This window comes from Mycobacterium sp. NPDC004974 (genome assembly GCF_053600815.1).
Genome location: NZ_JBSGAQ010000002.1, coordinates 38,710 through 57,510, shown reverse-complemented (window position 1 = coordinate 57,510; position 18,801 = coordinate 38,710). Strand labels below are relative to the sequence as shown.

At 67.1% G+C, this 18,801-nt stretch carries 19 protein-coding genes; 15 read left to right on the top strand and 4 right to left on the bottom strand.

Going from position 1 to position 18,801, the window contains the following annotated elements; translation table 11 throughout:
- The first annotated feature begins 11 nt into the window (after positions 1-11).
- The 5 genes from purT to ACWEFV_RS05230 are packed head-to-tail and all read left to right on the top strand — an operon-like array spanning position 12 to position 3,829.
- Complete coding sequence (gene purT / locus ACWEFV_RS05250) at positions 12-1,310, top strand: formate-dependent phosphoribosylglycinamide formyltransferase (protein WP_450069318.1); 1,299 nt, start codon at positions 12-14, stop codon at positions 1,308-1,310.
- Positions 1,311-1,318: 8 nt separating this feature from the next.
- Positions 1,319-1,786 carry an Rv0361 family membrane protein gene (locus ACWEFV_RS05245; protein ID WP_450069317.1) on the top strand — a complete coding sequence of 156 codons (468 nt, stop codon included), beginning with the start codon at positions 1,319-1,321 and terminating at the stop codon, positions 1,784-1,786.
- On the top strand, positions 1,783-2,196 hold the full coding sequence (locus ACWEFV_RS05240; protein WP_450069738.1) for a rhodanese-like domain-containing protein: 414 nt from the start codon (positions 1,783-1,785) through the stop codon (positions 2,194-2,196). The genes ACWEFV_RS05245 and ACWEFV_RS05240 overlap by 4 nt, the downstream gene beginning before the upstream one ends.
- A 7-nt stretch (positions 2,197-2,203) precedes the next feature.
- Positions 2,204-3,412 (top strand): O-succinylhomoserine sulfhydrylase, encoded by a 1,209-nt coding sequence (locus ACWEFV_RS05235; RefSeq protein ID WP_450069316.1) that lies wholly within the window; start codon positions 2,204-2,206, stop codon positions 3,410-3,412.
- 3 nt (positions 3,413-3,415) lie between these two features.
- The gene (locus tag ACWEFV_RS05230) at positions 3,416-3,829 is read left to right on the top strand and encodes a hypothetical protein (protein WP_135452116.1); all 414 of its coding nucleotides are present in this window, start codon (positions 3,416-3,418) and stop codon (positions 3,827-3,829) included.
- On the opposite strand, the gene ACWEFV_RS05225 is transcribed toward ACWEFV_RS05230, so the two are convergent.
- Positions 3,826-4,689, bottom strand: a complete 864-nt coding sequence (locus ACWEFV_RS05225; RefSeq protein ID WP_450069315.1) for an SDR family oxidoreductase — start codon at positions 4,687-4,689, stop codon at positions 3,826-3,828. The two genes, ACWEFV_RS05230 and ACWEFV_RS05225, sit on opposite strands and share 4 nt — an antisense overlap.
- Before the next feature lie 73 nt (positions 4,690-4,762).
- Between ACWEFV_RS05225 and ACWEFV_RS05220 the strand changes: the two genes are divergently transcribed.
- From ACWEFV_RS05220 to ACWEFV_RS05205, 4 genes are all read left to right on the top strand, one after another.
- The gene (locus tag ACWEFV_RS05220; protein WP_450069737.1) at positions 4,763-5,842 is read left to right on the top strand and encodes a class I SAM-dependent methyltransferase; all 1,080 of its coding nucleotides are present in this window, start codon (positions 4,763-4,765) and stop codon (positions 5,840-5,842) included.
- A 105-nt stretch (positions 5,843-5,947) separates the two neighbouring features.
- Positions 5,948-6,448: a GNAT family N-acetyltransferase gene (locus ACWEFV_RS05215; protein ID WP_450069314.1), complete on the top strand. Its 501-nt coding sequence runs from the start codon at positions 5,948-5,950 to the stop codon at positions 6,446-6,448.
- Positions 6,445-7,542 (top strand): LLM class flavin-dependent oxidoreductase, encoded by a 1,098-nt coding sequence (locus ACWEFV_RS05210; protein WP_450069313.1) that lies wholly within the window; start codon positions 6,445-6,447, stop codon positions 7,540-7,542. The genes ACWEFV_RS05215 and ACWEFV_RS05210 overlap by 4 nt, the downstream gene beginning before the upstream one ends.
- Before the next feature lie 18 nt (positions 7,543-7,560).
- A complete protein-coding gene (locus ACWEFV_RS05205) occupies positions 7,561-7,863 on the top strand; it encodes a hypothetical protein (protein ID WP_135452126.1) in 303 nt (100 codons plus the stop codon).
- On the opposite strand, the gene ACWEFV_RS05200 is transcribed toward ACWEFV_RS05205, so the two are convergent.
- A complete protein-coding gene (locus ACWEFV_RS05200) occupies positions 7,860-8,594 on the bottom strand; it encodes an MBL fold metallo-hydrolase (protein ID WP_450069312.1) in 735 nt (244 codons plus the stop codon). The genes ACWEFV_RS05205 and ACWEFV_RS05200 overlap by 4 nt on opposite strands.
- Before the next feature lie 34 nt (positions 8,595-8,628).
- Here ACWEFV_RS05200 and fgd point away from each other — a divergent pair, with 34 nt between their 5' ends.
- Entirely contained in the window at positions 8,629-9,639 is a 1,011-nt protein-coding gene (gene fgd, locus ACWEFV_RS05195; protein ID WP_450069311.1) for a glucose-6-phosphate dehydrogenase (coenzyme-F420), read from the top strand.
- A 10-nt stretch (positions 9,640-9,649) separates the two neighbouring features.
- Here the strand turns inward: fgd and ACWEFV_RS05190 are convergent, their stop codons facing one another.
- Positions 9,650-10,411 carry a GntR family transcriptional regulator gene (locus ACWEFV_RS05190; RefSeq protein ID WP_450069310.1) on the bottom strand — a complete coding sequence of 254 codons (762 nt, stop codon included), beginning with the start codon at positions 10,409-10,411 and terminating at the stop codon, positions 9,650-9,652.
- A gap of 244 nt (positions 10,412-10,655) precedes the next feature.
- Between ACWEFV_RS05190 and ACWEFV_RS05185 the strand changes: the two genes are divergently transcribed.
- Genes ACWEFV_RS05185 through ACWEFV_RS05170 form a run of 4 tightly spaced genes read left to right on the top strand, consistent with a single transcriptional unit; the run spans position 10,656 to position 16,834 of the window.
- Entirely contained in the window at positions 10,656-12,212 is a 1,557-nt protein-coding gene (locus tag ACWEFV_RS05185) for an APC family permease (protein WP_450069309.1), read from the top strand.
- A gap of 41 nt (positions 12,213-12,253) precedes the next feature.
- Complete coding sequence (locus tag ACWEFV_RS05180; RefSeq protein WP_450069308.1) at positions 12,254-13,576, top strand: aspartate aminotransferase family protein; 1,323 nt, start codon at positions 12,254-12,256, stop codon at positions 13,574-13,576.
- A 52-nt stretch (positions 13,577-13,628) separates the two neighbouring features.
- Positions 13,629-15,707, top strand: coding sequence for a phosphate acetyltransferase (pta, locus tag ACWEFV_RS05175; protein ID WP_450069307.1), 2,079 nt, complete (start codon positions 13,629-13,631; stop codon positions 15,705-15,707).
- Positions 15,704-16,834 (top strand): acetate kinase, encoded by a 1,131-nt coding sequence (locus tag ACWEFV_RS05170; protein WP_450069306.1) that lies wholly within the window; start codon positions 15,704-15,706, stop codon positions 16,832-16,834. Before pta ends, ACWEFV_RS05170 begins: the two co-directional genes overlap by 4 nt.
- Before the next feature lie 6 nt (positions 16,835-16,840).
- On the opposite strand, the gene ACWEFV_RS05165 is transcribed toward ACWEFV_RS05170, so the two are convergent.
- Positions 16,841-17,836 carry a VWA domain-containing protein gene (locus tag ACWEFV_RS05165; protein WP_450069305.1) on the bottom strand — a complete coding sequence of 332 codons (996 nt, stop codon included), beginning with the start codon at positions 17,834-17,836 and terminating at the stop codon, positions 16,841-16,843.
- Positions 17,837-17,876: 40 nt separating this feature from the next.
- Here ACWEFV_RS05165 and ACWEFV_RS05160 point away from each other — a divergent pair, with 40 nt between their 5' ends.
- Positions 17,877-18,797: a cytochrome c oxidase assembly protein gene (locus tag ACWEFV_RS05160; RefSeq protein ID WP_450069304.1), complete on the top strand. Its 921-nt coding sequence runs from the start codon at positions 17,877-17,879 to the stop codon at positions 18,795-18,797.
- The last annotated feature ends 4 nt before the right edge of the window (positions 18,798-18,801 follow it).

The window sequence follows — 18,801 nt, the reverse complement described above, 5'->3', positions numbered from 1 at the left end:
TGGTGCGTGCGATGAGTGAATCGATTGAGGACGCGCAGACCGATGACCTGACAGACGATCAGGTCGACGGCGCCGAAGATGCTCCGGCCGAGGCCGCGAACGACGGATCAGAAGCCGGCGCCGGTGGGCCCACGGACCCTGCGGCGACAGTGCTGCTGCTGGGTTCGGGTGACCTGAGCCGTGAGCTCGCGCTGGCGTTCCAGCGGCTGGGCGGCGTCGTGGTGGCCGCCGACCGGTACTACGCGCCCGCACACAGCGTCGCGGACCGCTCGGCGGTGATCAAGATGAACGACGCCGAGGAACTCACCGCGCTGATCGAGCGGGAGAAGCCGCGTTACGTGGTGGCCGAGTCGGGCGTCATCGCCGCCGACGCATTGGTCGCCGTGGCCGAGCGGGGCGACATCGAGGTTCTGCCGGCCCCGCGCAGCATCCGGCTCAGCCAGGACCGGGAGGGGCTGCGCCGGCTGGCATCGGACGAGCTGGGCCTGCCTACGGTGCCGTTCTGGTTCGCCGGGTCGGTCGAGGAGCTGACCGCGGTGGCCGAGCATGCCGGCTTCCCGCTGGTGGTCAAGCCGGTGATGGGCGCCCAGCGCGACGGCGAGTCGGTGCTGCTCCGTCCCGACGACGTCGAGCCGGCCTGGCAGCGTGCCACCACCGCCGGACACATCGCTCAGAACCGGGTGCTGGCCGAGTCCGTCGTCGAGGTCGAATACGAGATCACGATGCTGACTGTGCGCACCACCGGTCCGACCGGTCCGGGCGTGCAGTTCTGCGAGCCGATCGGGCACCGTCAGGTGGGGACCGACGTGCTGGAGTCCTGGCAGCCTCAGCCGCTGTCGCCGGCTGCGCTGGATGCCGCGAAGTCGATCTCCGCGCGGATCGTCAACTCGCTGGGCGGTCGCGGGGTTTTCGGGGTTGAGCTGCTGGTCCAGGGCGACGACGTGTACTTCTCCGATGTACGGATCCGTCCGCACGACAGCGGGCTGGTGACGCTGCGGTCGCAGCGGTTGTCGGAGTTCGAGATGCATGCCAGGGCGATTCTGGGCCTGGCGGTGGACACCATCATGATCTCCCCGGCGGCTGCCGAGGTCACCTACGGTGGGGCCGACGCCGGCGAGCCGTCGGCCGACATCAGCACGGTGTTGGCCGAAGCGCTGGCCACCTCGGAGAGCGATGTGCGGCTCTTCGGTCGCCCGGGCGAATCCGACGCTCCGCGCCGTCTCGGCGTCGCGCTGGCCACCGCCCCTGACGTGATCATCGCCCGTGACCGTGCCCGCCGCGTCGGCACCGCGCTGCGCAAGCTGTGGTAGGTCGGGATATGGCTGAGGACACAGAAGGCACCGAGTTTTCGCAATCCGATCGGCCCACGATGGCGCCGTTCCTGGGTGCGCTGGCCGTCATTGTGCTCGTGGTGATCGTTGTCGTTCTGCTCAACGTCTTCGGCACCGACGGGCGCAGCGAGGAGCAGAAGGTGAGCCTCGCGGCGGTCGGCCAGAATGACGCGCTGCAGCGGGAGAACTTCGGCGAATTCTCGGATTACACCTGCACCGTCCAGCGTGGGGCCGAGGCAGATTTCATTGCCCGGCAGCGTGATTCGGTGACCAGGCAGGGCGCCAGGTATGTGGACGACGTGACGGAGGTCAAGGTCGAGGGGGATCGGGCCACCGCAACGGTGGTCTACCACTTCGGTAACACCCCCGACGCCAAGGTGAACACCGAGACGTCGTTCGTGCGTGAGGACGGCCAATGGCGCGTCTGTTCGAGTATGGGAGACTCACGCCCGTGAGCTATGCAGGAGACATCACGCCTGAGGAGGCCTGGAAAATTCTGAGTGAGAATTCCGAGGCCGTGCTGGTGGATTGTCGTACCGACGCCGAATGGCGCTTCGTCGGTGCCCCGGATCTGTCCAGCCTTGAGCGTGACGTGGTTTACGTCGAATGGAACCGTACCGACGGCAGCCATAACGACGCGTTCGTCGACGATCTTCAGGCGTCGGGTGTGACGCCGGGCGAACGGCCGGTGGTTTTCCTGTGTCGCTCCGGCAATCGTTCGATCGGCGCTGCCGAGGCCGCCACCGCGGCGGGCATCGGGCCGTCCTACAACATCCTCGACGGATTCGAAGGCAATCTCGACGAGAACCGCCACCGCGGGGGTACCGGCTGGAAGGCCGTCGGTCTGCCGTGGAAGCAGAGCTGAGGGCCCGATGACCGACATCCCATCTGTCCGGATCCCGGCTGCCCTGCCCGACGGCGTCAGCCAGGCCACCATCGGCGTGCGCGGCGGTCTGCTGCGGTCGGAGTTCGAGGAAACCGCCGAGGCGATGTACCTGACCTCGGGCTACGTCTACGAGACCGCCGCTGCGGCCGAGAAGGCGTTCACCGGCGAGATCGACCGCTTCGTGTATTCGCGCTACGGCAACCCGACCATCTCGATGTTCGAGGAGCGGTTGCGCCTGATCGAGGGTGCACCCGCGTGCTTCGCCACTGCCACCGGCATGGCGGCGGTGTTCACCGCGTTGGGGGCGTTGTTGGGGGCGGGCGACCGCCTGGTGGCCGCCCGCAGCCTGTTCGGGTCGTGCTTCGTGGTGTGTAGCGAGATCCTGCCGCGTTGGGGCGTGGAGACGGTGTTCGTCGACGGCGACGACCTCTCACAGTGGGAAGAGGCGCTGTCGGTCCCGACCCAGGCGGTCTTCTTCGAGACGCCGTCCAACCCGATGCAGTCCCTGGTGGATATCGCCGCGGTGTCCGAGCTGGCGCATGCTGCCGGTGCAAAGGTGGTGCTGGACAACGTCTTTGCCACTCCGCTTCTGCAGCAGGGCATGCCGCTCGGCGCGGACGTTGTGGTCTACTCCGGCACCAAGCACATCGACGGTCAGGGCCGGGTGCTCGGCGGGGCGATCCTCGGTGACAAGGAGTTCATCGACGGTCCGGTGCAGAAGCTCATGCGTCACACCGGCCCGGCGATCAGCGCGTTCAATGCCTGGACGCTGCTGAAAGGCCTTGAGACGCTTGCGGTCCGGGTGGATTACTCGAACCGCTCGGCGCACTCGGTGGCCGAGTTCCTGGAGGCCAAGGCCGGCGTGAACTGGGTGAAATACCCGTTCCTGGAGTCTCATCCGCAGTACGACCTGGCCCAGCGGCAGATGCGCGGCGGCGGCACCGTGGTCACCTTCGAACTGGACGGCGGCAAGGACCGCGCCTTCGAGGTGCTCGACAAGCTGCGCGTCATCGACATCTCCAACAACCTGGGCGATGCCAAGTCCCTGATCACCCATCCGGCCACCACCACACACCGGGCCATGGGCCCGGAGGGGCGCGCGGCCATCGGGCTCGGCGACGGCGTGGTCCGCATCTCCGTCGGTCTGGAAGGCACCGAGGACCTGATCGCCGACCTGGACCAGGCGCTGGGCTAGCCCGTGTCACGCGGATCCGACGAGAAGAAGGCCCGCCGCCGCAAGCGGCAGGCCGTCCGGAGTGTGAACCGGGTGTCGGCGGAGTCCGTCGACGAACTGGCGGACATCCCCGACGCTGTGGTCGCCGATCTGGCCGAGTTCGACGAGCGAATCACCCAGCGCGGCTGGGAGTTCGACGAGGAACAGTCGGACGACGACTACGCCGTGTGGTTTTACGAGCCATCCGGGGCTCAGGTCCAGGACGGCCTCGCGGTGACCTCACTGTGGCTCGATGCGGCCGAGGACGGCGAGATCGTGCGGGTGGTGTTCGTCGGCAGCGTCGAGCGCTACGAATTCACCCATGAGGAATTGCTCGACGGCGCCCTCGATGTGATCGAGGGCTACCGTCACGGAGCCGAGCTGCCGACCTTCGGCTAGGTCTTCCCGTCGGAGTCGATGACGCCCTGGGCTGACTGGGCCCGGTCCTCGTAGCTCTTGCGCTTGGCGGCGTCGAACTCCAGGAACACACTGTCCAGGCCCAGCTTCTTGTTCATCCAGCGCCGGCCCTTGGGCGGCAGCATCTGGGCGGCCTGCGCGGTGAAACGCAGGGGCGGCGGCACCGACACGTGGGTCTTCGGCTTGTCGAGCGTCTTGATGATGGCGGCGGCGATGTCCTCGGGCTCGACCGGCTTGATCGCCCCGCTGGACTTGGTGCCCGCGATCAGGTCGGTGTTGGTGAACGGCGGCATGACCACCGACACGTCCACTCCGTGCGGGGCCATTTCGTCGGCCAGTGCGGTGGTCAGTCCGACCACGGCGTACTTCGCGCCGACGTAGACCACCTGGCCGGGCAGGGGGATCAGTCCCGACAGCGACGCGATGTTGATCACGTGGCCGCTGCGGCGCTTCACCATCTCGGGCAATGCCAACTGGCAACCGGTGAGCACGCCGTACACGTTGACCTCGATGGATGACCGGATCGCCTGCTCGGACTGCTCCAGGAACGGGCCGATCGGCATGACGCCGGCGTTGTTGATCAGCACGTCGATGTGCCCGCCGCCGTCGGTGCGGGCCTTGTCCAGGAACGTCGCGAACGATTCGCGGTCGGTGACGTCGAGCGGGTAGCCGGACACCGGGCCGAGCTTGCCCAACTCGACGACAGCCGACTCCTGAAGCGCCACGTCACGGTCGCCGATCACGACGCGGGCGCCCCGGGCCAGCAGGGCCTTGGCAGTGGCGTAACCGATGCCGCGCGCGGCGCCGGTGATCGCGATGGTCTTGCCCCTGATGTTGTCCATGGCGGCGAACTTTACACGTGTCAAGTTTTGCGCGGAAGGGGGTGGCCGAGGCGGCGTAGTCTGGGCGGGCGTGATGGTGAATGGCACTGACCAGCAGGCAGTTACCGAGACGGTTGAAGACTTCTCCGAACGGATGACCTCGGCGATCGACAGCGCGGGCCTGGTCCTGCTGATGAGCCTCGGCCATCAGACCGGGCTGTTCGACGCGATGGCGAACCTGCCGTCGGCAACCAGCGCCGAGATCGCCGACGCAGCCGGCCTCGACGAACGCTACGTCCGTGAATGGCTCGGCGGGATGGCCGCGGCGCGGGTGGTCGACTACGACGTGGAGTCCTCGACGTATCGGTTGCCCGGCCACCGTGCCGCGGCGCTGACGCGCGACGCCGGCCTGGGCAATCTGGCGCGCCTGGCCCAGTACGTCCCGCTGATGTGCGAAGTCGAACAGGAGATCCTCGGCTGCTTCCGCGATGGGGGCGGTCTGAGCTACGACGACTACCCGCGCTTCCACACCGTGATGGCCGAACGCAGTGGAGAGGTTTTCGACGCCGCCCTGCTCAGTTCCGTGCTGCCATTGGTCGATGGCCTTCCGCGACGGCTCGAGAGCGGAATCGACGTCGCCGATTTCGGATGTGGCAGTGGGTACGCGATCGGCCTGATGGCCCGGGCCTATCCGGCCAGCCGATTCACCGGTATCGACTTCTCGGCGGAAGCGGTCGGCACCGGGGCCGCCGATGCGGCGCAACGCGGTTTGACCAATGTCTCGTTCCTGCCTGCCGACCTGGCCGACCTGGACCAGACCGGGGCGTACGACCTCGTCACCGCCTTCGACGCGATCCACGACCAGGCGCAGCCGGCCCGGGTACTGGAGAACATCCATCGCTCCCTGCGGCCGGGGGGAGTCCTGGTGATGGCCGACATCAAGGCTTCCAGTCGGCTGGAGGACAACATCGGCGCCCCGATGAGCACGTATCGCTACGCGGTTTCGCTGACGCACTGCATGTCGGTCTCGCTCGGCCTGGGAGGCGCCGGGCTGGGGACGATGTGGGGCAGGCAGTTGGCCGTGTCGATGCTGACCGACGCTGGATTCACCGATGTGGAAGTCACCGAGATCGAGCAGGACCCGGCGAACTACTACTACCTCGCCAGGAAATGAGCGGCTCGGCAGGGTTTTGTTCAGGCTGAGCCTGTGGGCATATCCCGGCCGGCACTGTGCGTTGAAGCAGGCGTGAATGTCGGAACGGTGGTTAAGTCAGCCCCCGTGAGTGGTGTGCGGTTTGCCGCGGTCGGCCTGGATGATCCACTGGCCGCCCCGCTGCTGGCCGAGTTGTCGGTGGAGTACTCGGGGCGCTACGGCGGAACACCCGAACAGATGATGGTTTGGCTGCGCGGGAAGTCCGCCGATGAGTTCGCCCCGCCCGGCGGTGGCCTGTACATCGGGGTGCTCGACGGCGTGCCGGTAACCGGCGGGGCATTCACCCGATTCGACGCCGACACCGCCGAGCTCAAACGCATCTGGACCGACAGTCGCTATCGGCAGCGGGGATACGCCAGGGTGCTGCTGGCCCACCTCGAACGCGAGATCGCCGCACGCGGGTACCGGCGGGTCTATCTGACGACGGGTCACCTCCAACCCGAGGCTGAAGCGCTCTACGACTCGGCGGGCTACAGCCGACTGATCGCCCCGATGCCGGCCGAGGGGGAGGGGGCGGTCTGTCCGATCGCCTTCGAGAAGGAGCTGTCGAGGGAGGACGGCACATGACGGTGCCGCTATCGATTCTCGACCTGGCTCCCATCAGTGCCGGCAGCGACGCCGTGACCGCCCTGCGCAACACCGTCGACCTGGCTCAGCACGCCGAACAGTGGGGCTTTCAACGGTATTGGGTCGCCGAGCATCATTTCGTATCGGTGGCCAGCTCGTCACCCGCCGTTCTGGTGGGGCAGATCGCCGCGGCCACCGAACGGATCAGGGTCGGCACCGCGGCTGTGCAACTCGGCCACACGACCGCCGTCGCCGTGGTGGAGAGCTTCGGCACACTGGCCGCGTTCCATCCCGACCGGATCGATCTGGGGGTGGGCCGCTCGGGGCAGAAACGCGCCGAAGCGGTGCGGGACAAGCCCCGCGAGCCACGGCCGCCGAGGGAGTGGCACGAGGTCGATGGCGTGGTGGTCCCGGCTCCGTACAACGTCAGCGCGCTGATGCGGGACCCGCAGGTGCGGTCCCGGATGGCGGTGTTGCAGCAACCCGAAGCTGTCACACCGGATTTCGCCGAACAGCTGGATGACATCCTGGCCATGCTCGCCGGCCGCTACGAGGTGGGCACAGCCGTGCCAGGCGCCGGCGCCGGCCTGACCCCGTGGGTGTTCGGCAGCAGCAAGGGGCAGAGCGCCCGCGTCGCCGCCGCGCGTGGGCTGCCGTTCGTGGCCAGTTATCACATCACCCCGGCCACCGCGCTGGAGGCAATCGAGGTGTACCGCAACGGATTCACCCCGTCGGAGTACCTGTCCGAGCCGTACGTGGCGGTATCGGCCGACGTGGTGGTGGCCGAGGATGAAGCCACCGCACGGTATCTGGCGTCCAGCTACGGCCACTGGGTGTACTCGATCCGGGCCGGCGGCGGCGCGATTCCCTACCCGGATCCGGCCGACTGCGGACCGCTGTCCGACGAACAGCTGGAGGTGGTCCGGGACCGTACCGCAACGCAATTCGTCGGAGACCCCGATCAGGTGGTCGCGCGGCTGGCGGCCCTCCAACGGGTGAGCGGGGCGGACGAACTCGTCATCACCTCGGTGACGCACCGGCACGAGGACCGTTTGCGCTCCCACCGGCTGATAGCGCAGCGGTGGGGCGGTTAGCGACTAGGCTGGCCTGCGATGCCGAGTCTGCAGGTAATCGTGGGATCGCTGCTGCTGGCAGCGGCTGCGGTGGTGTTCGCGACCGGGGTGGCTTTGCGGCTGTTCATCGGTCGTCGGGCGGACTCGGCGGAATCACAACGACGGATGCACGCTTTTCGCCGGACCACGTTTGCCAAGGTGCTGTTCGGGTCGGTGTACGACGACGAGGTGTTCGACCCAGACGAGCTCGATCAGTTGGTCCTGATGCCGACGATCGTGCTGGCCTGCGGCCTGTGCCTGACCGGGTTCTTCCTGCTGGGGTACCGCATCTTGCAGCACTAGGCGTGCCGGGCCGCCGCGGCGGAGGCGGCGTCGGCGATCGATCCGCGCCACAGCGGACCGTGTCCGGGCAGCATCACCTCGGCATCGACTGCCGCCAGCGTCTTCAGGCTGGTCAGGCAGCCCTCCTCGTCGTGGTTGAACAGGGCCGGCAGCAGCGTCGGGCCGGTGTGCCGCAGCAGGGGATGTCCGGTGACCAGGGCGTCGCCGCTGACCAGAACCCCGTCGACGATGAAGGAACAGTGTCCGCCGGTGTGCCCCGGGGTGGGAACCGGCACCGGATTGCCTGGGAGATCTTCGTTGTCGGTCAGCGCCCGCGCGGTCGGGATGCCGGCGTGGTTCATCCCGCCCTTGGCGGTGATGGTGGCCGCCCACTTCAGCCAGCGGGGCTGCCAGATGTTGCGGACCACATCGGCCGGCGCGGCCTGCTCGAGATACTCACGCTTGGTGTGCCCGAGCTCGGTGGAATGGCAAAAGACCGGTGTGCCATGGTTTTTCGCCAGCCAGATGGCGGTTCCGAAGTGGTCGATGTGGGCGTGGGTCAGCAGGACGGCGGCGATGTCGTCGACCGTGAACCCCAGTTGGCGGACCGAGCCGATGACGTCCTCGCGCTGCCCCGGGAACCCCGCGTCGATCAGCATGACCCGGCTTCCGTCGGTCACCAGCGTCCAGTTGACCAAGTCGGTTTGTGCGAAGTGCACATGCTCGGTGATCGCGGTCAGGGCTGCTGCCATGTCGCGAGTTTAGGCATAGGAGTAGAAACGAACCGTGGCTGAACTGAAACTGGGATACAAGGCATCGGCGGAGCAGTTTGCCCCGCGTGAACTCGTCGAGCTGGCAGTGCTGGCCGAAGCGGCGGGAATGGACAGTGCGACGGTCAGCGACCATTTCCAGCCCTGGCGCCACGAGGGCGGGCACGCACCGTTCTCACTGGCCTGGATGACGGCGGTGGGCGAGCGCACCGAGCGGCTGGTGCTGGGCACATCGGTGCTCACGCCCACGTTCCGGTACAACCCGGCGGTGATCGCGCAGGCGTTCGCGACCATGGGCTGCCTGTACCCGGGCCGGATCTTCCTCGGGGTGGGCACCGGTGAGGCGCTCAACGAGATCGCCACCGGCTACATCGGGGAGTGGCCGGAGTTCAAGGAGCGTTTCGCCCGGCTGCGCGAGTCGGTGAAGCTCATGCGCGAGCTGTGGGTGGGCGACCGCGTCGATTTCGACGGCGAGTACTACAAGCTCAAGGGCGCCTCGATCTACGACGTGCCCGAGGGCGGCATCCCGGTGTACATCGCCGCGGGCGGGCCGGTGGTGGCCAAGTACGCGGGCCGCGCGGGTGACGGCTTCATCTGCACCTCCGGCAAGGGTGCGGAGCTGTACAAGGACAAGCTCATCCCCGCCGTGAAGGAAGGCGCCGAGGCCGCCGGGCGCAATGCCGAGGACATCGACCGGATGATCGAGATCAAGATCTCCTACGATCCCGACCCCAAGCTGGCCCTGGAGAACACCCGGTTCTGGGCGCCGCTGTCGCTGACGCCCGAGCAGAAGCACTCGATCGAGGACCCGATCGAGATGGAGAAGGCCGCCGACGCCCTGCCCATCGAGCAGGTCGCCAAGCGCTGGATCGTCGCGTCGGATCCCGACGAGGCGGTCGAGAAGGTCGGCCAGTACGTCGAGTGGGGCCTGAACCACCTGGTGTTCCACGCGCCCGGGCATGATCAGCGCCGGTTCCTCGACCTGTTCAAGAAGGACCTGGAGCCCCGGCTGCGCAAGCTGGGCTGAGTTGGGCGGCTCAGGCGCTGCTCACTGAGCGCTCCACCGCGCCGACCGCGCCATGGCTCGTCGCCGTGAGCCGGACCCGGTCGGCGCGGAACAGGTCGGAGGCGTACTCGAATGGCTCGCCACTGCTGTCGCGCGTGATGCGCGTGATCGCCAATAGTGGCTTGCGTTGGGCGATGCCGAGCCATTGCGCCTCGCGAGGGCTGGCGCTGACCACTTCGATGGTCTCGGTGGTGACTGCAGGCGTCAGGCCGTACCGCACCCGCACCAACTCATAGAGCGAACCGCCGAGCGGTTGTTCCAGCAGGTCCTCCATGCGCTCGGCCACGAAGCAGGACAGGTCCACCGACAGCGGCACACCGTCGGCGTAGCGCAACCGACGGACCGTGAATATCTCTGCGCCATCGGCGATTTCGAGCGCACGCGACTCCACCTGGGTGGCCGGTCTGCGATCGGTCGCCAGGACCCGGGTGGCGCTGCTGTGACCGCTGCTGCGCAGCCGGGCAGGAAGCCCGGCCAACTCCGCTGCGTTGCGTTCCACGACGTCGGCCCGCACGAACGTGCCGCCGTTGCGCCCGGTCCGGCGCTCCAGCACACCGGCCTGGCTCAACGGCAGCAGCGCGCTGCGCAGGGTGGATCGCGACACCGCGAAGCTCTCCGCCATCTCACGCTCGGTGCCCAGTCGCGAGCCGGGGCGCAGGGTGCCCAGGGCCAACATGGACAGGATGCGTCGACGCACGTCCTCGGCGACGGGGCCGCCGGATGTCAGGGACATGCTCCGAGTGTGGACCAAATCGACGCCCGCGAGCAGACCAAAACCCACCGATTAACCTGCTCGTTGCACGACTCCCAGGTTCGAAACATAACGGCAACAAAGCGCTTGACCCGCAACAAGTTTCGAGTTGCCCGATGATCTGGGCGGGATAACAATGTGCTGCGTCGCACTACAAAGCCGTCGTCGACGCCGAACAATCAGACCAAATAGTGGTCCGAAAACCGTCCTTCAGTTAGGACCCGCAATGAGCGAGATCATCGATCCGCCGGCCCCGTCCGGCACCTCTATCCAACGTCTCAAACCCAACGCCGTGGGACTGGTCGGCGTGCTGTTCATGGCGGTCGCCACGGCCGCTCCCATCACCGCCATGGTCGGCAACGTGCCGATCGCGGTCGGCTTCGGCAACGGCGCCTACGCGCCCGCCGGGTACTTCGTCGCCACCATCGTGCTGACCCTGTTCGCCATCGGCTATGCGGCGATGAGCAAGCACATCACCGCCACCGGCGCCTTCTACGGATACATCTCGCACGGCCTGGGGCGCGTCGTCGGCCTGGGTGCGGGATTCCTCACCGCGCTGGCCTACATGGTGTTCGAGGCGTCGCTGATCGGCATCTTCTCGTTCTTCGGCAACGATCTGTTCAAGTCGTTCTTCAACATCGACGTGCCGTGGGTCATCTTCGCCGTGGTGATGCTGGCCGTGAACGCCGTGCTGACCTACTTCGACATCAATCTGGCGGCGAAAGTGCTCGGGGTGTTCCTGATCACCGAGATCATCATGCTCGCCATGATGGCGCTGTCCGTGGTGTTCACCGGTGGCGGTCCGCAGGGCTGGTCGCTGGGATCGCTCAACCCGCTCAACGGTTTCCAGAGTCTCTCCGGTGAGGTGGCCGGTGTCGACGGCAGCATGATCACCGTCGCCGGATCGGCCGGCGTCGGCCTGTTCTTCGCGTTCTGGTCGTGGGTGGGCTTCGAGTCCAGCGCCATGTACGGCGAGGAGTCCCGAAACCCCAAGAAGATCATCCCGATTGCGGTGATCTGCTCGGTCGTCGGCATCGGCGCGTTCTACATCATCGTTTCGTGGCTGGCCATCGTCGGCACCGGTCCGCAGAATGCGATTGCGCTGGCGCAGGATTCGACCACCGCGGGCGATATCTTCTTCACCCCGGTGCGGCAGCATCTCGGGGAGTGGGCCGTGGACCTGTTCAAGATCCTTTTGATGACCGGCTCATTCGCCTGCGGCATGGCCTTCCACAACTGCGCCGCCCGCTACCTGTACGCCCTCGGGCGGGAGAACGTCATCCCCGGCATGCGCAAGACCATCGGCGCCACCCATCCGGTGCACGGCTCACCGCACATCGCCGGATTCGTACAGACCGGCTTCGCCACCGTCGTGGTGCTGTTCTTCGACCTGACCGGGCGTGACCCCTACACCGGGCTCTACGGCCTGATGGCGTTGCTGGGCACCACGGCCATCATGATCGTGCAGGCCCTGGCGGCGTTCTCCGTGATCTCGTTCTTCCACGTGCAGAAGCGGCATCCGGAGACCGCGAACTGGTTCACCACGTTCCTGGCACCGCTGCTGGGCGGGGTCGGCATGCTCTACGTCATCTACCTGCTCGCCAAGAACGCGTCGTTCGCTGCGGGTTCAGCCGCTTCGGACTGGATCTTCACGTCGATCCCGTATGTTGTCGGCATCGCCGGAATCGGTGGGGTGCTGTGGGCGCTGTTCCTGAAATTCAGGGATCCGCAACGCTATTCCGATCTGGGGCGCACAGTGTTGGAGGAAGCGCACGAACGTTAGCGGCGGGCCGCGTCGGCGTTAGTGAAAGGAATGCGGGTGCCATGGGTTTCTCGAACATCATGGACTCCAACAGCTATTCGGGAGGTCTGGCGACCGATCCTGATACCGAAAGGCTGATCGAGGCCCGCTCGCACCTGCTGGGCCCGGCGTACCGGCTGTTCTACGAACGGCCGGTACACCTGGTCCGGGGCAGCGGCAGCCACCTGTTCGACGCGGACGGCGAGCGTTACCTCGACGCGTACAACAACGTCGTCAGCGTCGGGCACTGTCACCCGCGCGTGGTCGCCGCCATCACCCGCCAGGCCGAGACGCTCAACACCCACACCCGATACCTGCACGACGGCATCGTGGAGTACTCGGAACGGTTGTTGGCCACGCTCCCAGGAGAAGTCGACCGGGTGATGTATGCCTGCACCGGCTCGGAGGCCAACGATCTGGCCCTGCGGGTCGCCCAGATGTGTACCGGGGCACGCGGTGTGATCGTCACCCGCGATGCGTACCACGGCAATACCGAAGCAGTGACGGCGATTTCACCGTCGATCGGCGGCGCCACCAGCATCGGTCCGCATGTGCGCGCCGTGGCCGCGCCGGACAGCTACCGCTCGGGCGACGATGTGGCCGGCCGGTTCCTGGCCGATGTCGACGCCGCGATCACTGATCTGAAGGCGGCCGGTCACGGGCTGAGCTGCCTGATCGTCGACACCTTCTTCTCTTCCGACGGCATCTACCCCGACCCCGCGGTGCTGGCGCCGGCGGTGGCGGCGGTGCGCGCGGCCGGCGGGGTGTTCATCGCCGACGAGGTGCAACCCGGTTTCGGCCGCACCGGGGAGGCGATGTGGGGTTTCACCCGCCACGGCGTCGTGCCCGACCTGGTCACCATGGGCAAGCCGATGGCCAACGGGTTGCCGGTGGCGGCGATGGCCGCCCGCAGTGAGGTGCTGGAGGCGTTCGCCCGCGAGGTGCCGTACTTCAACACCTTCGGCGGCAATCCGGTGTCGATGGCCGCGGCGGGCGCGGTGCTCGACGTCATCGAGGACGAGCAGCTGATGGCCAACGCGGCCAAGGTCGGCACCGTCTTGCGTGACGAGCTCACCGGGGTGGCCGCCGAGAACCCGCGCGTCGGCGATGTCCGTGGCGCCGGGCTGTACATCGGGATCGAGATGGTGACCGACCCTGATCTATTGACCCCCGATCGGGCCGGCGCCCACGATCTGGTCAACGCGATGCGCGACCGGCGCGTACTCATCTCGGTTTGCGGGACACAGGGCAGTGTGCTGAAGGTGAGACCCCCCCTGGTATTCTCTTTGTCGGATGTGGACTGGTTCTGCACCGAATTCGCCGATGCGCTGCGTCAGCTGCGCTGAGCAAAAAGCAGAGCATCTGGCCGTCCAAACCCTGATGAGGGAAGCTGTATCAGTGCCGGAGGCAGTCGTCGCTACCGCGATCTACATTGCGTCACCAGAAGGTGATACCGGCAAGTCGACCATCGCACTCGGGATGCTGCATCGGCTTGCTGCGACCGTACCCAGGGTGGGCGTATTCCGGCCCATCACGCGCCTGGGTGAGGATCGCGATTACATCCTCGAATTGCTGCTGGCCGGCACCACCGCGGGGCTGAGTTACGACGACTGCGTCGGCGTCAGCTACCAGCAGGTGCACGAGGACCCCGACGTCGCGATCGCCGAAATCGTCGACCGGTTCCATCGCGTGGCCGAGAAGTGCGACGCCGTGCTGATCGTCGGCAGTGACTACACCGACGTCGCCACCCCCAGCGAGCTGAGCATGAACGCGCGCATCGCGGTCAACCTCGGCGCGCCCGTGGTGCTCGCGGTCAAGGCCGCCGACCGCACGCCCGACGAGGTCGCCCACGTGGTCGAGGTGTGCCTGGCCGAGTTGAACCACCAGCATGCGCACGCCGCGGCGGTGGTCGCCAACCGGTGCGACCCGGCCCAGTTGACCGCGGTGGCCGAGGCCCTCAAACCGCTCGGCCCGCCCGCCTACGTGCTTCCCGAGGAGCCGTTGCTGGTCGCCCCGTCGGTCGCCGAACTGAAGGTGGCGGTCGACGGCACGATGATCGCCGGGGATCCTGAGCTGCTGTCCCGTGAGGCGATGGGCGTGATGGTCGCCGGTATGACCGCCGAGCACTGCCTGGAGCGACTGACCGAGGGCGTCGCGGTGGTGACCCCGGGTGACCGGTCCGACGTGGTGCTGGCAGTCGTGAGTGCTCATGCGGCAGAAGGCTTTCCGTCACTGTCCTGCATCATCCTCAACGGCGGCCTCGATCTGCACCCGGCCGTCGCGTCGCTGGTGGATGGGCTCGGGCTGCGGCTGCCCATCGTGGCCACCAAGTACGGCACCTTCGAGACCGCAAGCCGGGTCGCAGGCGCTCGCGGCCGGGTCACGGCGAAATCGCAGCGCAAGATCGACACCGCGCTGGCGCTGATGGACAAGCACGTCGACGTCAACGATCTGATCGCACAGTTGAGCATCCCGATCCCCGCGGTCACCACGCCGCAGATGTTCACCTACCAGCTGCTCGATCGGGCCCGCTCCGACCGCAGGCGCATCGTGCTACCCGAAGGCACCGACGACCGCATCCTCAAGGCCGCGGGCCGGTTGCTGCAGCACGAGGTGGCCGAGCTGACCATCCTCGGTGAGGAAAGCCAGATCCGTTCCCGGGCAGCGGAACTCGGGGTGAACATCGATGCGGCCGTCGTCCTCGACCCGCGCACCAGCGCATTGTGCGACCAGTTCGCCGAGCAGTACGCCGAACTGCGCCGCAAGAAGGGCGTGACGGTCGAGCAGGCCCGCGAGATCATCCATGACGTCTCGTACTTCGGCACGATGCTGGTGCACAACGAGATGGTCGACGGCATGGTGTCGGGTGCCGCGCACACCACGGCGCACACCGTGCGTCCGGCCTTCGAGATCATCCGCACCGCGCCGGGAATCTCGACGGTGTCGAGCATCTTCCTGATGTGCCTGGCCGACCGGGTGTTGGCCTACGGCGACTGCGCGATCGTGCCCGACCCGACCTCCGAACAACTTGCCGACATCGCGATCTCCTCGGCACGCACCGCCGCGCAGTTCGGCATCGATCCGCGGGTGGCCATGCTGTCCTACTCGACGGGCACCTCGGGTACCGGTGCCGATGTCGACAAGGTCCGGGCCGCAACCGAACTGGTGCGCCAGCGGGAGCCGGACCTGTTGGTGGAGGGGCCGATCCAGTACGACGCCGCGGTGGAGCCGTCGGTGGCGGCGACCAAGATGCCCGATTCACCCGTGGCCGGGCGCGCTACCGTCCTGATCTTCCCGGACCTCAACACCGGCAACAACACCTACAAGGCGGTGCAACGCAGTGCCGGCGCCATCGCGATCGGCCCGGTGCTGCAGGGCTTGAACAAGCCGGTCAACGATCTGTCCCGAGGGGCGCTCGTGGAGGACATCGTCAACACCGTGGCGATCACGGCGATTCAGGCGCAAGGAAACTCATGACGGTTCTGGTGCTCAATTCCGGTTCCTCGTCGCTGAAATACGCGGTGGTCAAACCGGATTCAGGGGAGTTCCTGGCCGACGGCATCATCGAGCAGATCGGCTCGGCGCAGGTGCCCGATCATGAGGCCGCGCTGCACGCGGCGCACGAGGCGCTCGCCGCCCAGGGCCTGCACATCGCCACGCTGGGACTGTCCGCGGTCGGTCACCGGGTGGTGCACGGCGGGACCACCTTCTACCGGCCGACCGTCATCGACGACACGCTGGTCGCCAAGCTCGAAGAACTGTCTCCACTTGCCCCGCTGCACAATCCGCCGGCGATCCTGGGTATCGAAGTGGCGCGCAAGCTGCTGCCCGACCTGCCGCACGTGGCCGTGTTCGACACCGCGTTCTTCCACAACCTCCCCGAGGCCGCGGCGACCTACGCCATCGATCGCGAGGTCGCCGAGCGCTGGGGTATCCGGCGTTACGGTTTCCACGGCACCTCGCACGAGTACGTCAGCCGGCAGGCCGCCGCGTTCCTCGGTACGCCGTACGAGTCGTTGAATCAGATTGTCCTGCATCTGGGTAACGGTGCGTCGGCATCGGCGATCGCCAGCGGCAGGCCGGTGGACACGTCGATGGGCCTGACGCCGATGGAGGGCCTGGTGATGGGCACCCGCAGCGGCGACGTCGACCCGGGCATCATCATGTACCTGTGCGGCGAGGCCGGCATGAGTGTCGAGGACGTCGACACGATGCTCAACCGCCAGTCGGGGGTGCGTGGCCTCGGCGGCGAGAACGACTTCCGCAAATTGCGCGCCCGGATCGAATCCGGCGATCAGAACGCACAATTGGCTTACGACGTCTACATCCACCGGCTCCGCAAGTATGTCGGTGCGTACCTGGCGGTGCTGGGCCGCGCCGATGTCATCAGCTTCACCGCGGGAGTGGGCGAGAACGACGCAGGGGTACGCCGCGACGCGCTGGCCGGGCTGACCGGGCTGGGGATCGAGATCGACGAGGAACTCAACGCGTTGCGGTCGCCCGAAGCCCGACGGATCTCGACACCGGACTCGGCGGTGACGGTGCTGGTGGTGCCGACCAATGAGGAGCTGGCGATCGCGCGTGCCAGCGCGGCCTTGGTCTGACCGGGATCAGCCCGGCAACCGCCGATTGAGCGCGAGCCCGGCGACAGCCGCGGCGGCCAGCGTCAGGGTGGCGAGAATGATCCATCCGGCACTGGCATCGGCAGGGACCAGTTGGAACCCGATCTGCTGCTGCAACGTGCTGTACACCTCCTCCAGGGAGCCGATGGTGTCGGCGTGGAACACCCGGCCGTCTCCGGAGAGCTTGCTGATCTCCTGCAAGGTTTGGTCGTCGACGGGTACTGCGATTTTCTGGTCGTTGAGGGTGACGTAGCCGTCGGGGGTGCCGAAGGAGATTACCGAGATCGGGACTCCTTGGGCCTTGGCGGCGCGTGCGGCGGCGAACGCCCCTCGTGGCTGGTCGGGGTCCAGCGGCACGGTTTCCTTGCCGTCGGACTCCAGCACGATCCGTGCGGGCGGCGGGCCGTCACCTCCGCCGATCACCCCGCTGACCGTCGCGATCGCCTGCAGTGCGGTGTAGATGCCCTCGCCGGTCGCGGTGCGTTCGGCCGGTTCGAGCTTGTCGATCGCGGCTTTCATCGGTGCCCGCTTGGTCGTCGGTGGTACCAACAACGTGGCGGTACCGGCGAATGCGATCAACCCGAGGTTGACGCTCGGGTTGAGTCCGTCGACGAACTTCTTGCCCGCCTCCTTGGCGGCCGCCAGCCGGTTGGGGGCGACGTCGTCGGCCGCCATCGACTCTGAGACATCGATGACCAGCATGACCACCGCACGATTGCGCGGTATCAGGTGATCGCGCGTCGGGTCGGCCAGGGCGATGGTCAGCAGCAGAAGAGAGATCAGCAGCAGGGCCGCGGGCACGTGCCGCAGTCGCTGCACCCGCGAAGGGGCGACCGCAGTCAGCACATCCATGTTGGCGAACCTGAGCACGGGGATGCGTTTCGCCCGGTACCGCTGAACGTAGAGGGCGAGCATTCCGACGGCAACCAGTGCACACAGGAAGAACCAGCGGTGTTGGAACCCGGACAACGACAAAGCGCTCACGCCCAGAGGGTCTGACCGCAGGCCTCACAACGCCAGCACAATGACCTGGCGGAATGCTGCCAGGTTCGCGGCGTACGTTCACGCTGTGTCTGGGGCGGCTCTCCTGCTGATCCTCGTTATCGGGGTGGGCTACTACCTGTGCCATCGGCGCGCCCGGGGCATCGCTGGTGCGGGGCGGCTCCAGGCCTGGTGCTTCGGCGCCGGCCTGGTGTGGTGGCTGCTGGCCACCCAGGGTCCCGCTGCGGTGTACGCCCCGGTCTTGTTCTGGGTGCGGGCACTGCAGGTGCTGCTGTTGCTGTACGTGGTGCCGTTCCTGCTGGCGCTGGGCCAGCCGGTGACCGCTGTTCGCGAGGCCTCGAGCCCGAATGCCCGCGCGCGACTCGACGCGATGCTCGGGTCGCGGGTCGCCCGGGTGGTGCTGTCACCGCCGGTGACGTCGGTGCTGATGCTGGCGACGCCGTGGCTGCTCTACCTGACTCCGTGGTACGTCGCCTCGCTGGTCAACCCGGTGATCGCGGATCTGACCAACATCGCGTTGTCCGCCATAGGTTTCTGTTACTTCTACACCCGTTTGCAGTCGGATCCCGTTCCGCGGCGGTACTCGCCCCTGCTGTCCATCGGTATCAGCGTCGCCGAGGGTCTGGGCGACGGCGTCCTCGGTCTGGTGCTGTGGCTGGGGCCGCTGATCGCCTACGACTATTACTCTGCGCTGCACCGGGATTGGGGGCCCTCCCTGCGCGACGACCAGACGCTGGGCGCCGGCGTGCTGTGGATTCTGGGCGATGTGCTGGGCATCCCGTTCATCATGGTGTTGATGCGGGCGCTGGGCTCGCATGAGCGCAGGCGCGCCGCCGAGGTGGACGCCGAGATCGACGCCGGAGTCGAGGAGCAGCGCGCTACCGGCGCTTCCGCACTCTGGTGGGAATCCGACCCGCAACTGCGGGACCGCTATCACCGCTGAGGAA

Coding starts and splice junctions, on each gene's coding strand:
- ACWEFV_RS05200 (WP_450069312.1), bottom strand. CDS start 8,594: ATGGCAGCAGCCCTGACCGCGATCACCGAGCATGTGCACTTCGCACAA.
- ACWEFV_RS05220 (WP_450069737.1), top strand. CDS start 4,763: ATGGTGAATGGCACTGACCAGCAGGCAGTTACCGAGACGGTTGAAGAC.
- ACWEFV_RS05225 (WP_450069315.1), bottom strand. CDS start 4,689: ATGGACAACATCAGGGGCAAGACCATCGCGATCACCGGCGCCGCGCGC.
- ACWEFV_RS05245 (WP_450069317.1), top strand. CDS start 1,319: ATGGCTGAGGACACAGAAGGCACCGAGTTTTCGCAATCCGATCGGCCC.
- ACWEFV_RS05190 (WP_450069310.1), bottom strand. CDS start 10,411: ATGTCCCTGACATCCGGCGGCCCCGTCGCCGAGGACGTGCGTCGACGC.
- ACWEFV_RS05210 (WP_450069313.1), top strand. CDS start 6,445: ATGACGGTGCCGCTATCGATTCTCGACCTGGCTCCCATCAGTGCCGGC.
- ACWEFV_RS05205 (WP_135452126.1), top strand. CDS start 7,561: ATGCCGAGTCTGCAGGTAATCGTGGGATCGCTGCTGCTGGCAGCGGCT.
- ACWEFV_RS05170 (WP_450069306.1), top strand. CDS start 15,704: ATGACGGTTCTGGTGCTCAATTCCGGTTCCTCGTCGCTGAAATACGCG.
- ACWEFV_RS05235 (WP_450069316.1), top strand. CDS start 2,204: ATGACCGACATCCCATCTGTCCGGATCCCGGCTGCCCTGCCCGACGGC.
- ACWEFV_RS05180 (WP_450069308.1), top strand. CDS start 12,254: ATGGGTTTCTCGAACATCATGGACTCCAACAGCTATTCGGGAGGTCTG.
- purT (WP_450069318.1), top strand. CDS start 12: ATGAGTGAATCGATTGAGGACGCGCAGACCGATGACCTGACAGACGAT.
- ACWEFV_RS05185 (WP_450069309.1), top strand. CDS start 10,656: ATGAGCGAGATCATCGATCCGCCGGCCCCGTCCGGCACCTCTATCCAA.
- ACWEFV_RS05160 (WP_450069304.1), top strand. CDS start 17,877: ATGACCTGGCGGAATGCTGCCAGGTTCGCGGCGTACGTTCACGCTGTG.